Raw genomic sequence first — 14,640 nt, 5'->3', positions numbered from 1 at the left:
AAAAGATGGCGGTAGCCGCATGGTACCTGCAACTACCGCCTCGCTTCGAGTGTCTGGGCAGGGGAGCTGTCTCTGGTATTAACTCGCGCAACCTGTCCCCGACTGGCCGGATTTAAAGCAGCTATTTCGTCCGGCAAGGCTGCTACAGCACGATGATACGCGTTAGACGCTCGTGCGGACGTCCAAGGTCATTATACAAAATTAAGGGGAATTAGCGAGAGATTGTTCAGGGATATCTACAAGGTCGTTTGCCGTTTTGGGGGGTGGTGACAGTGATTATTGCCGGGACGACATGACAATGGACGCGAGATCGTCTGTACTGGAACATTAAGACAACGGATCAATCTACCTGTATGGTAATATCGTAACGTTCAGCAAAATGTCGCTGCCGGTCGGCATTGGCAATCCAGAAATGCCTTTGCGACAAGAACTGATCCCATGTACAACTTATAAAATATGATGCCGGAAGCCTTAATAATGGATCATTTTTGAATGGTTTAATATTATCTTGATTCCTACGGATAATTGTAAATTCGGCTTGATATCTTCCATCGTTATAATTGTATTGCCCAAATAGATCCGGAAGGTAAATCAATAATATGCCGTTACGATTACTTCTGTTATCCCCAGCACGCTTGAGACGTAATGAATAAGAAATTTCCCATGGGATCCATTGATCCCTTTCTGGAACATGGAACTCCCGCATATTGGGTGACATGAGAACAATCGTCACCGAGCTGTCAAAAATTTTCCTGGCTAGATGGGAGCGAATAGTATCATCACGAAATTCGCTAAGATCTTCATTATCCAGCTCACCCTTGTTGATGTGGGTGCCGTCTCGTTCTAGTTTTTGCTGAATGATGTTGACATAATGCCGCGCCGTAGTAGGCGCATGATAACTAGCGCTGGGCAATTGCTTTACGCTATCATCTGCATACTTATATGAAATGAATATTTTATTCCCCATTTTATAATCCTAATAAATATTATTAAGATCTAATTTATATTAGATGTTGATTTATATAGAAATAATATTTTATTTAAGTAGATATTTAAGTAGAGAAAATAGGCAATAAGATAGCAGCAGTGCAGCTATGGTTACATAAAAAGGAGCTATTGATCGCGAAAAGGCTGCCGCTTGGAGTTTTGTTTTATTATTCTCGCAATTCTTTGTGCACAGCGAATATTTAACTACTGCCTGATCTCCGACTATAATCTTATTATATAAGTTCCTATATAAACGCTCTTGACGAAGATAAAAACTATCAAGATACCAGAATAATATTAAGGGAATAAACATTATCCAGAGGTGTCCTTTTTCCCATAGCACAGTCAACAACGCAGAAAGTAAAGTTATAGCCCATCCTTTTATTAAAAAGCAATTATTACCCATGCGGTTTATTACATTCTGCACCATGTTTAGGTGTGCTATTTTATATTGTTCATTATCCATATAAATACCCTAAGAAGATAACGCTTCTTCATATAACTTCTCTAATTTTTCTATAACGCTGGAAGGACACTTCCTCATCATTGTTATTGAATAGAATGATTTCCATGATTGTAGTGCCTTAAGAGAAAGTGGTACCAAGTTTTCTGGATAAATTGAATATTCAATGGATGGTCTCGAATCTTTTCTCTCCTCCAAGGAAAACCTTTCTTTTGACAAGAATATTTGGCTCATGGTCATCTCAAAATAGAGCCAAGGAGAGTTGGTGAACCCTTTTGATTTTTGAAATTTATAGGAGTTTGGCGTTTCTATAAAAAAGAAACCCTTGCATTGATTCATAGTCTTCGCAAGTGAAGAGGCTAACATTATATATTTGTGAACAGCATTACGATTATCTTCTGCTACAAGCTCTGGTAGTAATTCATCAATATGTTTCCAGACGGTAGAATCAACGAAACCACTCAGATTAAAGTTTTCTTTCAGCCATCCAGATAGAGCTACAACTAACTTCTCATCTTCGTGGGAGTGAGAAAGAAAAATATCGACAGGAACTTGTGGAAACCATTCTTTTATAATCTTATCAGCATTTATTATTCGAGGTAAGTCAACATGATTTTCCAAACTCTCCATTATTTTTTCTTTTTGAGTATTCTGTTGTCCACTTCCAATATTAAAATAGTAATCTACCCTATTTCCAAGTAATGAAGTAATATCCTCTTCATTCAGGTTAAACCCATATTCCATTTTTCCTCCACAAACAAATTTTTTGTGAGTGTATTATACTATTTTTCTTATGATTGCCACCAGTTTTGTCTTGGTGCCTAGAACATAATCATTTAGCCTGTGCTCAAAGCACCCCAAATACAACAGTATCAAATGATCATGCCCGCATGAAATCCTTCTCCTCCCCACCACCTGCCAACTCTGCGGTTCCATCCTCTAGCCCGACTCCTCCGGCGCAAGTTGCCTACATCGGCTGCGCCCCGGCGGAACCACCATACCTACCTCTGCCGCTCATGCTCACCTGCGTCGCTGCCGGTTTCCCCAGCCCGGCCGATGACTACGTCGAGCAGATGCTCGACCTCAACGAGTATTGCGTGCGCAACGCGCCGGCGACCTTTTATTTACGCGTCGAACCCGATGGGGATTCCATGATTGATGCCGGGATTTTCCCCGGCGACGTGTTGTGTGTGGACCGCTCTTTGCAGGCGCAGAGTGGCGATATCATCATCGCCGCCCTGGATGGCGGCTTTACCGTTAAGGAGCTGGGCTTTGTTGACGGCGCACCTTTATTGATTCCGCACAATGCTGCCTACAAGGCGCAGCCGGTTTCCGCTGACAGCGATTTTGAGATTGTCGGTGTGGTGACGGCCGTCATCCGCAAATTGCGCCGGGGTAAGGCCCGCCATGATCGCGCTGATTGATGCCAATTCTTTCTTCGCCTCTTGCGAGCAGGTCTATCGCCCGGATTTGCGCGGCAAGCCAGTGGTGGTGCTGTCCAATAACGACGGCTGTGTCATTGCCCGTAATGCCGAGGCCAAGCTGTTGGGTATTCCGATGGGGGAGCCTTATTTCCGCTGCCGGGATTACCTCCGCACGCGCGGTGTTGCGGTCTTTTCCAGTAACTACGGTCTCTATGCCGATATTTCCAACCGGGTGATGCAGACCATCGCCACTTTTGCCCCGGCGCTTGAGGTGTACAGCATTGACGAGTGTTTTGTCGATGCCGGCGGTTTTTCTGGTCTGGAAGCGCTGGGGCGCGAGTGGCGACAGGTCATCCGGCAATGGACCGGTATCACCTGCGGTATTGGTTTTGGGCCGAGCAAGACTTTGGCGAAACTCGCCAACCATGCTGCCAAGCAGTATCCCAAGACCGGCGGGGTAGTGGATTTGTCCGACCCGGTCCGGCAGCGCCGCCTGCTTGCCATCACCCCGGTGGAAGAGGTGTGGGGTATTGGTCGCCGTCTGGGACAGCATCTGCGTGCCCTAGGTATCCAAACCGCGCTACAGCTCGCCGACAGTCATCCGGGATGGATCCGGCAGCGCTTCAACATTGTCCTGGCGCGTACGGTGGCCGAGTTAAACGGGCAAAGCTGCCTGCTGCTGGAAGAGGTGCGTCCCCCGAAGCAGCAAATCATCAGCAGCCGTTCTTTCTCAAGTGCGATCACTGACCCAGAGGCATTATGTGAAGCGGTGGCTGAGTACACCGCACGTGCCGCCGAGAAACTACGCCAGGAGAAGCAGGAATGCCGCATGGTGACGGTCTTTGCCCGTAGCGCTCGTTATGGGCAACAGCCCTACAGTGCGCAGCGCACCGTTGCCCTGGCAGCATCGACGGCCGACACCCGCGACCTGTTGCGAGCGGTACGCCCGGCGGCGCTGGAGATATTTCGGGCTGGGGTCAAATTTGCCAAGGCCGGTGTCCTGCTCTCCGAGTTCAGCCGGGGCGAGCGGCAGCCGCCGTTGTTCCCCGTGCCAGGCATCCGCAATGATCACCGGCTGATGCAGGTCATTGATGCCCTGAACCAGCGCAAGCGTCATGATGTCTTTCTTGCGGCGCAGGGCATCGGCCAACCATGGGCGATGCGGCGCGGCATGCTCAGTCCGGCCTATACCACCCGCTGGGAGGATTTGCCTCGCTGCCGGTGACGGGGACAAAAAATACGGCGTCGGTTGCCCGACGCCCTCCTTATTGAATTGTTTACCTACTGATGCAGAACTTGAAGCGGAACTGCAGATGGAAACCAAACAAACACAGTTCCCTGGATTTTTTCAGGGTTAAACGGAAAGTATCTTCCCGTTGTATCTGTTGGTTACGTTGAAGTTTTTTCATGGGATTCCTCCATTGAGTTTTTTGTTCTCTTTATTTGTGAAAAGAGGCCTTCCGTAATAGAACAACCTGAAAAAACCTGTAGAATACTGCTTGTGTGTAACAAACTCTGTACCTAGGCTCTTTCATGGGACTGTGGCTACGGATCCACCGGGGATACGGTACGGCAATACCGTATCCCAATTCCTGAGCTGCCGTATGATTGGCAGCTCTTTTGTCTCTAGGGCCAATTGTAAGATTGATTCTGGAGAATAGAAAGTAGATGCACCCTTAATTATCTTATCCCCTTGTTATTGAAGGGGTTTTTATATTTTATGGTTATCTTGCGGCATAATAGGTGTTTTATCGCAAGATAACCCTTTCAAAGAAAGAATTTGAATTAGTTTTGGGTATTGAGGTAATTTGTCGTAACCACGGTTTATTTACTTTAACGATACCTATGAACACCAATTTTTCTTTCCAAACATGTCTTCTGTGTCTTAAAGGTGGTTAGAGACAGTTAACCATTCTTCGCAGTTTTGGTGCCTGATAACCGTTGTAAACGATCCTGTGCCGAGAAATACAGGCCATTTTGCGATGTTGTCGCCGAATTCCAGGCTTCCGGTTAGCGTCCATCAGCGGACTTCACGCCCATACTCGTCAATCGGGTAGGTGTACCACAGGCGCAAACCCGATGGTCTTGTCTCAATGTTCACAAGTTCGTACTGGGGATGGTCAGCAAGGAATTCGGTGATCCCGTCAGCAGCTCGCAGTATGTAATCATCCGTAAAGTCTTGGGCACTACTGTGCTTGGTGTTCCAGTCGTTGTATATAAGCCGTCGATTCCGCCGTTTTTCGAAGCGGACAGCCTGCTCCAGGGCTTCAAGAAAATATTGGTTCAGCGACAGTCGCTTTTTCTCACAAATCTCTTTGAGCTGTGCATACAGCTCTTCGGGCAAGCGTACTTGCATTCTGGTGAACTCGTGTTGTTGCATGATCTACCTCCGGTTATTTTCGAGGTGGCTAGGATATTCCGTTCCTAAATAGCATGCAACACTGATTATGATATGTTCTTGGCATTATTTTTAGTGTTTCATTATCGAAGCCTTGATCTCCCCAAATTCTCGGTCGGCGTCGTTATACAAAAAACCCCTCAAATTGAGGGGTCGTTTGGGGCGACACAGTCAGCGCATCGCTGTTGAGGGTCAGCAGGGTAACCCGCTGCTATTCCACCGGTGGCTTGTACTTGCGCTTCAGCAGCCGGATGGCCGTCCCGACTTCAGCCTTGTTTGCCTCAAGCAGGGCAATGATGTCCAGCATCACCCCCGGCCGGGGTCGGCGCTCACCGGCAAGCCATTGCCGAACCCGGCGCGGATCCACCCCTAGGCTGTGCGCGAGTTTGCTCTGCCACTCGCGGCCATACAGGGCTTTGCCGGCGGTCTCCATGTCCGCCGGGTCAAACTTAAATGCCGATTCCATTTTTAATTCCACATGTTTATTTCATTCGTCCAGTTATCGAGGATAGCGGTCGCTTCATCGAGGCTGCCGCCGCTCAGGAGCAGCTCTTTGGCTTTCTTGCCCGCCTTTGCCAACATGAAATGGGAGCCGTTTTCGCAGTCAATCGCCCTCATATAGACCGCCGCACGAGGATATTTGAGTCTCAGCTCGTCCATGTCCACTTTCGGCATGGTCGGCATGTTGACCCCGTCCATGTCCTCAGACTCCATGGCAGCGGCAAAATCTGCATGGTATTTTGACCAAAGCCGGCGTGCGTCGCGAAGTTGCAAGTATCCCGGTATAACCGCTTCAACCGCCGCCTCCTCGGCGGCATATTTTGCCTCCCTCACGGCTAATGCCGCCTGGTTTCTGGCGTGGTTAAAATCGCGCAGGGCGTCGCTGCTGGCCTTGTCAAAGACTATACGACCGCGCATGGGGTGGGTAGCCTCTATAACGAAGTAGGTTTCTTCCGGGTCAATATCGCATCCCTCAAACAGGCCGGACTCCATGAGTGTTCTCCCATCGGGCATAAGGACGGTTGCATACCCTGCGGCATCCGTATCACCGACGCCTTCGACCCATGCACCGCCGAAGAGGGTTTTTGCCTCTAATCCCAAGACTTTGAGAATAACTTTGCGGCCATGTAAAGTCCGCAGTTCCAGTTCTTTGTAGTCTTCAAATTTTTTCTTTTCCATCGTACACCTCGTGTTTCATTAGGGCGGCACGATTGCCATCCCTGGTTAGATATTGTGCCTAAATCTAGGAACATTGCAAGCAACTTTTCCTCACCCGCACATACCCCACAGGCATCAATAAGCCGGAGTGGAGGATATACCAGGGTGGAGGCATTTCCGTCGTTTCTTGGTTTCGCTCTGCATTGTTATATCGACCGCTGGAAAATCCGCTGCTCTCCTATCCGTGCTTTAGCGGGGATTTTTTCACTGGGTGAACCACCGCCGGCAGCTCGCCGTGATGATCGCCCACCAGGATGGGCGAAAGCCAGCGCAGTCGGAAGGTGCGTTTTTCTGCCTGGTCCAGTTTGCCGTACCAGTACCCGTGCCAGTGAGCACGGCGCACATGCGGCCGCACACTTCCGCCATGGCCGCTGTCTGCTCCTTCACTCGTGTGGCTGCCTTGCCAGGCGCGGTATTGGGTACCAAAACGCAGGCCGACGTCCCAGACTTTGGGCTGTACGGCCTCGACAATCACTGCACCCCGTTTGTCGCGTCGCGGCAGTGGCCGGGCGCGCGGGGCCGGGGTGTCCGGCTCTTCACTGCACAGATAGAGCACCAGGGAGAGACACCGGGCGAGGTCGGCCACAAAGTCGGCATCTTCCCGTAGCGGCGATATCGTCCCGGCAGCCTCACGGCCAAGGTGTTTTTGCAGGCTGTGGACACCCGATACCTGCAAGGCATCCAGACAGTCACCGATGGTGCCACCGGTCAACGGCAGGGGAAACGAGACGATGCTATCGCCGCGTCCGGCGACAAAGACCAGCCGCAATTCCAGGCCATAGCCTTCGCTGGCGCTGTCATCGCTCAAAGAGACAAATACCCCATCCACTGCGCGGCCGGCAAAGCGCCCATCCTGCAACTCGAGATAGATCCCCCATGCCGGCAAGGTGAAGAATGCTTCGACTGGCAGGGTCGAGGTGAGGGGCGTGGCTGCGATTTCCCGGTACAGGTCAGGATCGAAACGGTAGATGCCCTGGGTGGCGCGCCAGGACAGGATGCTTTGCAGGGCTAACATTTCCCGGAAAGTCTCCTGCCGCTGTGGCGGCTCAGTGTCGACGGCGTAGTTGATGAGCGCCGTCGACGGCAGATAACAGGCACTGTGCCAGTTGCGGTCCTTGCCCCCGACTTCCCCCAGTGCCCAGGATACGGTGATCGGAAAATGCTTGAGCAAGCGCTCTGTGACGCGCTGCGCCGGATGTTTGCCTTGCGGTTTCACGGGGTCTCCCGACATAGTGTCGTTAGCATGGGCGAGTTTGTTCAGTCATTTGCTGCTGTAGAGGGTTGTCGGCAGACGTCCTGTCTGCCGGTTCAAAATTGAAATAGCCTGTTTTACGCTCAATCTACATAGACGTCGCTTAACCAGCCATCGAGGATGGCTGCCGCCTCCTCAATCGTGCCACCCTCACGCAAGAGTGTCATAGCCTTTCGGCCTGCGCTAGCCTTGGCGTAATGGGATGCGTCGGTGTACCCTTCGGCCTTAAGATAGAGGTTGGCACGTGGGTATTGCGCCGCTAAGGCGTCAATATCCGTCCGTGGCGCTACGGGCATATTCACGCCATCGCGCATTTCGTCCTCCATGGCGGCGGCGAAGTCGGAGCGGTATTTTTCCTCCGCGTCATACGCGGCGCGTAATTCCCTCAATCCAGGGATGGCGGCTTCTTCCGCTGCCTTCTCTTCTTGCGCACGCACACCGGCTTGTTCAATCCGTGCCCAAAATAGAGCCCGTTTGAATTCTCGCAACGCGTCTGTACTCGCTTTGTCTAAGCAAGCCGCGCCATCCACGGGGCTTGTGAACTTGAAACACTCGTAACTGGCATCTGGGTCAATCATGTTCTCGAATCCCTTAAAAGAGCTCCATGCTCTGAGGGAAGCCCCGGAGCAAAAACCTAATGTGCTGGCATTGGTCTCACCCAACCCCTCTATCCAAGCCCCGCCGATGACGCCGATTTCGCTCCCTTCTTCCGGGCTTTTGATAATGACCTTGTTACCTTTCAGGGTCCGTAGTTCCAGATCTTCATATTTCATAGTACACCTCGTGTTATAACAGGGCGGCACGATTGCCTTCCCTTCATGGTTATGAATTGTACCTAAATTAAGGAACAATACAAGTCATATTTAATCGCCAGATCATGCTTAACAAGCATCAGTAAGCTGACCTGGCACATTCTGTGGTATTCCCAATTTCGGTTTTCACCGTCGTTAAGAGGAGAACCACCGTCTATCCCGCGTTGGCGGGATTCTCAGCGTGTGAATCTCCATTGGGCAAATTGGCATCATCATCTTGAGCTGCTACGTTCTCACTCGCGTTCAGCAGTGCGCTTATGCGACTCTTACGCTCGCGCAACATGCCGTCTAATTCCGACCAAATACCCACAGGCACCTTGCTCCCCTTGAGCCAGCCACGGATGCGAGCCGTATCACTCAGGCCAAGAGCCTGGGCCATAGGCTTCTGCCAATGTTCGCCAAAGAGAAGGTTCCCAGCCTCGTTGAGCATGGGCGGGGTGAACCGTCCTTCTTCATCCCGCAAATTTTTGCGGTGGTAGTAGCCTAACCAAAAGGCACATTGGCCGGCTTCACTGACCCCACCTTGGGGGTCTTCTATATCGCCTGGCAATTTTCCGAACAACATCCGTAGTTCTTCTTCTACGGTTGTATCTGTTACGGTTTGGCGCCAACAGTCTTTTCCGTTGAGCAGACCAAGACCATAGACAGGACGACGCACTAGTGCGTCGAACACGGATACAGGGATTTTGCCGTGCTCTTCAGCAACGGCAACAATCTTCCCAAAGGTGTACATGTTTTTTTCGGATGGAATTGTCATGATAGTCTCCTATTGTTAGGAGCCGCCCTCGCGGGCGGCGAGGGCAAATTTAGATATCCAGCTTGCGGCAAACCCAAGACTGACCAAAACCGTCAGCCTGGTGATCTATCCACCAAGCGGCTGAAGTAATTGCTTTGGTTTCGGCGATAAGGGCATGGATGCGACTCAAGGTTGCGAGCCGTTGGGAATCTCCCGCGATCTGAGCGGGGTCAACAAGTTGGCTGCCAAAAGCGTCCATTGCCTGGACGGCAGCACAGCGAATGGTCTCCGCCCAAGCTATCTGCTTGGGGGAGCCTTCGAGTTGTGGAAGTCCCTTCTCCCTGTTTGATTGAGCCGCAGCGGCGTTTTCCTCTGCCCTTCGGCAATCCGGGCAGGGCTGTGACGCATACCACTTGGCCTTACGCCCCCTCTCTCCGTGGACATCTGTCCCGCAAATGTTGTAGGTCCGGGAATGCCCACAAGAGTGGGTTATATGATATTTAGACATGTTCGACTCCTTAAGTCTTAACTAACCGCCCCTATAGGCAGGTCTTTTTGCAGTATCAGCAAGATGCCTCTGTGCTGATGTGTTTATATTACTGCCTGCAAAGTAATATTGCAAGCAAACGGATTGATGGATTCTGTGGCAGAGCCACGCTTTACATTCTCCTCTTCGTACACGACAAAAATCCATCGCCCGCCGAAGTAGTGGATATCAATGCTTCGTCAAGCGGCGTGGTTATCAGGTTTGTCGCTTCGCGGATTTATCAAACCCTCTCCCCAACCCCCTCCCCCAATGGGGGAGGGGCTTTTTTGTCGTGTACGAAGCATTCTCCTATAAAACATAAAGGGAAAAGCAGCGGAAAGACCCAGCTAGGGGCGTTCCCCTGCGGGTTGAATGATGACGGCAGCATGGCTGCCGGATTGGGTCGTCACGCCATCGCGAGGATGACGTTGCCGGGTTACAGACGAGTTTGACACCCGTGGGTGCTGTGCGTTCGCGCCGGCTCTTTGCGTTTTCAGTTCGCCAACTGTGAGTTCGAGTATAGCACCGGCTTACTCACCTCGCCATGTTCGCCACTGACAATGTGGCGGATTATCGCGTGTTTTCCTTTTGGGGCATGTGGGAAACGGGTCGTCCCTGTCACAGGGAAAGCGAATTTCTCAAGCTGTCCCAGGCAGAATTCCGGCCCTCTTCGCCGCCCGTTGCCAGCTGTCGAGTTCATTCACAAGGAGGTCGAACAGCTCGGTATCCGGCAGAGTGACACCGGCATCCACGGTAAAGAAATCGGCATTGTCAATGCTTCGGCCGGCCACATCATCGAGTTCTTCGAGGAAACCCAAGTTGTCCCGGGAGAAGAAGCCTCTTTTGCCCCGACGGATGCCCATGAATTTCCAAAAAATCGGCTCTGCCGAAACGTCTATCATGAAGCGCTTTACCGCCGCCTCGTTTGCGGTTGCCCCGTCAGTAATAAACAGCACCAGTGTCGGATACTGATGCCCGGCCGCAGTCGCATCTTCGCGCACCATTTTCATCGGCAGCAGGTATTGGGTGTTGCCCTCCAGCCGGATGCGCAATTCGTCTATGTAATGCCGCACGTTGTCGAGCGACAGCGGCGGCTTGCGGTGTGCCTTTTTCCCGAAGAGATAGACCTTGACCTCACCTTCGTCATTCAGCCGTGCTGCCAGGGCCAGGGCACGTTCGGCCAGTTTTTGCACTGTACCCTTCAGGTACTCCTGATCCATGCTGGCACTGATGTCGAGCACCAGGCAGACCCGGTAGCGTGCTTCGGCCAGACCGCGTTTTTCCAGGCTGATACCGGCCTGTTTGATCAGTTTGGCCATGCGCGGCTGTTTTTTTTCCGCCTTCTCGAGCAAGCGTTGTTGCCGTTCTTTGGCCAGGCTGAGTGTCGGGGCAGTGGGTACGGCAGCGGCCAGAGGTGGTGTCGTGGTCGTTGTAGCAGCCGGTGCCGGCGCTGCGGCGGCATCATCGGCAATCTCCACGCCGTAGTGCTCGGACAGCGGTTTGAGGCCGCCGTTAAAACCCTGGCCGACAAAGCGGAATTTCCATACCCCGTTGCGGCGGTAGCACTCGCCAAGGATCAGCGCGGTTTCGCGGCGGCCACTGCCGTCGACCGGACATTGCAGCTGGGTTTGTCCGTCGGCCTCGACCGAGAGCGTCAAGCTGCCGAGCTGCGCCAACGGCAGCGCCGCCGAGAAGGCAATAGCGATGCGCTCGATCACCGCCGGTTGTGCCGCCAGGTCAACGGCCAGCGTTGATTCGCGCTCGTGACCGCTGTAGGACACACTGCCGTCATCGCACTGCGTCTGGCCGTAGAAGATCATGTCACCGTCGCCGCGTACCTTGCCGTTGCTGGCAAGGCGGTAGGCGGCAATATCAATGTCCGCCCCGCTGCGTACGCGGATGACGATGTTGTCGCTGTTGAGGGCGGCGTTGCCACCGGGGATGAGGGTTTGGCTCATATCAACTCCCGGTTGGGTGTCAGTCAGGTCAGGATCGTTGCATCAACTGTTGCAGGATTTCAACACGGGAGGCCCGGGCTGCCAATAAACGCTGCACCAGGCGGCGATGCTTGAGTCCTAACTGCCCCAACGTGAACCGGGCATTGGATACCGCGCGTTCTTCGCTGACGCCACGCGCCAGGACATGCTGCCGACCTTCCTCGTCATGCCAGGTGCAAAGCACCTGATCACCAACGGGCAATAAGCTCACTTGGAAATCCGTCTGGAACCGCCGGACTTCCTCTGCGCTCAGAGAGCGGAGGAAATCCCGCTTGCCCCAGATGAGGTCATCATATCGGCAGATATCGGCTAGGCGATTCAGCTTGTATTGCGATTTCAGCACCCGGGCAAAGGGATTGAAGATGAAATAGCTAAAGACGGTCAATAGAAAAATGGACAGCAAGAGAAGCAAAAGGGACATTAATGTCGACATGACGAATCAATCTCCGGTGGGTCATCGGGTGAAATAGAACCATAAGAGTGTGGCATGGATAGCCGCAAAACGAAAGACGAAGATAGATGATTGCTGTTCTCTCCAGAAACCACTAGTACTGTGCGCAAGCGTCCGGCGTGGTTACGGGGATACCGTCGGTTCGTCGGCGTGGGCTGGCATGCCCTCCCGGTGGCGGGGTGCCCTCTTTTCCGCCATCCCAAGCAGCCGGCGCAGATGGGTCCCCAGCTGCACGCACTCGCGATAGCGTGCTTTGTCGAGCAGCCCGGCGCGGTAGTAAGGGATAGCGAGGCAGAGGATGTCGTCGTACCGGGCAATCAGCTGCAACGCCTGCCAGGCGTAGGCAGAGCGGAAGGTAAACTGTAATGGCTGCGCCGTGCTGTCCCGGTAGGGGTCAAAGCTGATGCGGGTTGTCCGTTCCAGGTCGTCCCGCAAAAGTGTCTGTGCCTCAACGAGGATATCCTCAATGTCGGCGATTTCGGCGGCAATACTATCCAGCACTGCCCGTGCCCGACGATTGCCCTGTCTGGCCACCCGCTCCAGTTCGCGCACTTCTTTCGCAAACGCGTAAAGGCCGACGATGCGGCCGCGTCCGCCCTTGCGCCCGGCAAGCAGCTGTTGCGCGTCGCGGCTATGCAGTTGCAAATCGGCCGCGCCGGGCGGTCTCTTGCGCGGCTTACCCGGTGCAGCTTCGTTTGTCGTGTTTGCTGCCGGTGGTGACGGCTGCTGGCCGAACCACGTCCGCAGCCGGGCGAGAATGGATTTCATCGTGGTGAGTCCTCCTTGTCGGTGGAAACCGGCTCCTTCGGCGACGGTGTGCCGGGGGCGGTTTCCGGCATATCGGCCTGTGCCAGTAATGCTAAAAATGCCTTTTTGATCCCGCCTTCGCGGCTGACAAGCGGCGTGAAGCGCTGCGCCTCGTCGGCATTAAGCAGGATGCTGATCCGCATCCCGCCCTCGTCCAGACGACGCTGATTGGCCTCCCGGGCGGTTTTGGCGCGTAGTTTTTTACTGTGCGCTGTATTTGCGTTCGCCACAGCCGGGCTCCGTGGAAAAAAGGATTACAGATTCTGTCATGGTTCTCCTTGCAGGCTGTGCGGCTTCTGCCACAACCGGCAGAGATCGCGTATGCGGACCTTTCAAGAGTTGATGGAGTTTGACTTGTACATTACTTAAACAAAGTAATCCTGGCAAGCGATCCCACTTCCCTGCGACGTACGGCAACGCCCATGCGGCAGTGATCCTTGCTTTCTGCCGGGCGTCGGATGGCCGGCCATTCATGATGAAGCCGGCGCAGCCAGCAGCGCCCGGTTGTAGGCGGTAACCAGTTTCTTCGGAGTGGCGTCCGTCATGTGTCCGTACCACAAAGACCCCGCCGTATCGGTATTGCCACTGCATCTGCCGTGCGGAGTTGTGTTGCCCAGATTTTATCTGGGGGCGGAATGTCGTTGCTTGTCATCGCGTGGTCTCACTCGAAGCGACAAACTCCTCCCGCATAACTTCTAACAGTTTTTCCTGCACTCCTTGGGCGAAGGCCCTTAGTGCCGCCTCTTGGTCTTTGGTGTCTTCATCCAGGTAATCAAATGATAATGTCGGCGCAGCTGCATTAAGGTCGGCCATCAAAGCCTCAAGGCTGCAGCATCGGCCGCTAAACGGTAAACCGGCGCTATCCTCTTCCAGCGAACGTAGGTAATGGGTGCAAGCGGCAGTGCTCAGTCTGGTTGTCTGCCACAGACGGATACCGGGCTTTCGCCTGTGCAGGTAATCGCGTTCGATGTCGTCCAGCCATTCCGCACCGGCGACCGCTTCTTCTTCCCGCCTGTCTGTACGCCACTGTATATCAGCGCGGACACAAGCCACGATGTTGTCATACAGGGCATCCGCCTCGATAACTTCTGTTGTGCTAAACACCGGCATCTTGCCGCAGAGTAGCCATTTGCCACTGTCGCGCAAACGGGAGATGGCACGCGCAGCCTCCTGCGGCCGATAAAAATAAAGAACGCCGTTGCGTGTACTGCCACGCTCCAAGAGATATTCGTCGATGATTCCGCTGACAAGATACAGGGCATCGTGTGCCGAAGACACTTGCACCGTCAGCCACTCACCATGCGACAGTTTTTCCACTTCGCCGATAAATCCCGGCAATAAGGGGCGGATCTCGAGCTGAATGTTGAGACAGTTCCAATCATTGTTGCACGCTTCAAGGATGAAATTATCGCCTTCCTCTGTATGCTCGCTGTCCCAGCACAGCGCTGTCATATTGCCGAGATGTCGATGCAACAAGGCGAGAAGCTGGGGCTTCATTGCGGCTGCAGGGCGTTGGTGGGTATCGTTACAGTACATATACATTCTCTCCTTGGTTTTCCTGGACTGGTT

Annotated in this window: 16 protein-coding genes; 2 read left to right on the top strand and 14 right to left on the bottom strand. The window is 53.1% G+C overall.

Features of this window, described 5'->3' with window-relative positions; all coding sequences use genetic code 11:
• Nucleotides 1-340 precede the first annotated feature (340 nt).
• Together DY250_RS06790 and DY250_RS06785 are read right to left on the bottom strand one after the other, a co-directional pair.
• Nucleotides 341-967: a TIR domain-containing protein gene (locus DY250_RS06790; RefSeq protein WP_115611634.1), complete on the bottom strand. Its 627-nt coding sequence runs from the start codon at nucleotides 965-967 to the stop codon at nucleotides 341-343.
• Nucleotides 968-1,462: 495 nt separating this feature from the next.
• The gene (locus tag DY250_RS06785) at nucleotides 1,463-2,194 is read right to left on the bottom strand and encodes a hypothetical protein (protein WP_115611633.1); all 732 of its coding nucleotides are present in this window, start codon (nucleotides 2,192-2,194) and stop codon (nucleotides 1,463-1,465) included.
• A gap of 272 nt (nucleotides 2,195-2,466) precedes the next feature.
• On the opposite strand from DY250_RS06785, the gene DY250_RS06780 reads away from it, so the two are divergent.
• Nucleotides 2,467-2,874 carry a LexA family protein gene (locus DY250_RS06780; protein WP_245951058.1) on the top strand — a complete coding sequence of 136 codons (408 nt, stop codon included), beginning with the start codon at nucleotides 2,467-2,469 and terminating at the stop codon, nucleotides 2,872-2,874.
• Nucleotides 2,858-4,099 (top strand): translesion error-prone DNA polymerase V subunit UmuC, encoded by a 1,242-nt coding sequence (gene umuC / locus DY250_RS06775; RefSeq protein WP_115611632.1) that lies wholly within the window; start codon nucleotides 2,858-2,860, stop codon nucleotides 4,097-4,099. Before DY250_RS06780 ends, umuC begins: the two co-directional genes overlap by 17 nt.
• Nucleotides 4,100-4,894: 795 nt before the next feature.
• Here the strand turns inward: umuC and DY250_RS06770 are convergent.
• From DY250_RS06770 to DY250_RS06715, 12 genes are all read right to left on the bottom strand, one after another.
• Nucleotides 4,895-5,254: a type II toxin-antitoxin system HicB family antitoxin gene (locus tag DY250_RS06770; protein ID WP_006986626.1), complete on the bottom strand. Its 360-nt coding sequence runs from the start codon at nucleotides 5,252-5,254 to the stop codon at nucleotides 4,895-4,897.
• Nucleotides 5,255-5,483: 229 nt separating this feature from the next.
• Nucleotides 5,484-5,738, bottom strand: coding sequence for a helix-turn-helix domain-containing protein (locus tag DY250_RS06765; protein ID WP_174904601.1), 255 nt, complete (start codon nucleotides 5,736-5,738; stop codon nucleotides 5,484-5,486).
• A 2-nt stretch (nucleotides 5,739-5,740) separates the two neighbouring features.
• The gene (locus DY250_RS14260; RefSeq protein ID WP_218565557.1) at nucleotides 5,741-6,451 is read right to left on the bottom strand and encodes a hypothetical protein; all 711 of its coding nucleotides are present in this window, start codon (nucleotides 6,449-6,451) and stop codon (nucleotides 5,741-5,743) included.
• A 217-nt stretch (nucleotides 6,452-6,668) separates the two neighbouring features.
• Nucleotides 6,669-7,706 (bottom strand): AcrVA2 family anti-CRISPR protein, encoded by a 1,038-nt coding sequence (locus tag DY250_RS06755; protein ID WP_147293477.1) that lies wholly within the window; start codon nucleotides 7,704-7,706, stop codon nucleotides 6,669-6,671.
• A 119-nt stretch (nucleotides 7,707-7,825) separates the two neighbouring features.
• Entirely contained in the window at nucleotides 7,826-8,515 is a 690-nt protein-coding gene (locus DY250_RS14255) for a hypothetical protein (protein WP_218565556.1), read from the bottom strand.
• Nucleotides 8,516-8,708: 193 nt separating this feature from the next.
• Nucleotides 8,709-9,311: a hypothetical protein gene (locus DY250_RS14170; protein WP_174904600.1), complete on the bottom strand. Its 603-nt coding sequence runs from the start codon at nucleotides 9,309-9,311 to the stop codon at nucleotides 8,709-8,711.
• 49 nt (nucleotides 9,312-9,360) lie between these two features.
• Nucleotides 9,361-9,798 (bottom strand): hypothetical protein, encoded by a 438-nt coding sequence (locus DY250_RS06740; protein ID WP_115611630.1) that lies wholly within the window; start codon nucleotides 9,796-9,798, stop codon nucleotides 9,361-9,363.
• A 656-nt stretch (nucleotides 9,799-10,454) separates the two neighbouring features.
• The gene (locus DY250_RS06735; RefSeq protein ID WP_115611629.1) at nucleotides 10,455-11,774 is read right to left on the bottom strand and encodes a VWA domain-containing protein; all 1,320 of its coding nucleotides are present in this window, start codon (nucleotides 11,772-11,774) and stop codon (nucleotides 10,455-10,457) included.
• 28 nt (nucleotides 11,775-11,802) lie between these two features.
• Nucleotides 11,803-12,246, bottom strand: a complete 444-nt coding sequence (locus DY250_RS06730) for a hypothetical protein (RefSeq protein WP_115611628.1) — start codon at nucleotides 12,244-12,246, stop codon at nucleotides 11,803-11,805.
• Nucleotides 12,247-12,387: 141 nt separating this feature from the next.
• Entirely contained in the window at nucleotides 12,388-13,032 is a 645-nt protein-coding gene (locus DY250_RS06725; RefSeq protein ID WP_115611627.1) for an AcaB family transcriptional regulator, read from the bottom strand.
• Nucleotides 13,029-13,301 carry a hypothetical protein gene (locus DY250_RS06720; protein WP_115611626.1) on the bottom strand — a complete coding sequence of 91 codons (273 nt, stop codon included), beginning with the start codon at nucleotides 13,299-13,301 and terminating at the stop codon, nucleotides 13,029-13,031. Before DY250_RS06720 ends, DY250_RS06725 begins: the two co-directional genes overlap by 4 nt.
• 418 nt (nucleotides 13,302-13,719) lie before the next feature.
• The gene (locus DY250_RS06715; RefSeq protein ID WP_147293476.1) at nucleotides 13,720-14,568 is read right to left on the bottom strand and encodes a hypothetical protein; all 849 of its coding nucleotides are present in this window, start codon (nucleotides 14,566-14,568) and stop codon (nucleotides 13,720-13,722) included.
• Nucleotides 14,569-14,640 lie beyond the last annotated feature (72 nt).

Source organism: Cardiobacterium valvarum, from assembly GCF_900460955.1.
Lineage (GTDB): Bacteria > Pseudomonadota > Gammaproteobacteria > Cardiobacteriales > Cardiobacteriaceae > Cardiobacterium > Cardiobacterium valvarum.
Note: the sequence above shows the minus strand (reverse complement) of the source record. Positions and strands in the feature narration are given on the sequence as shown.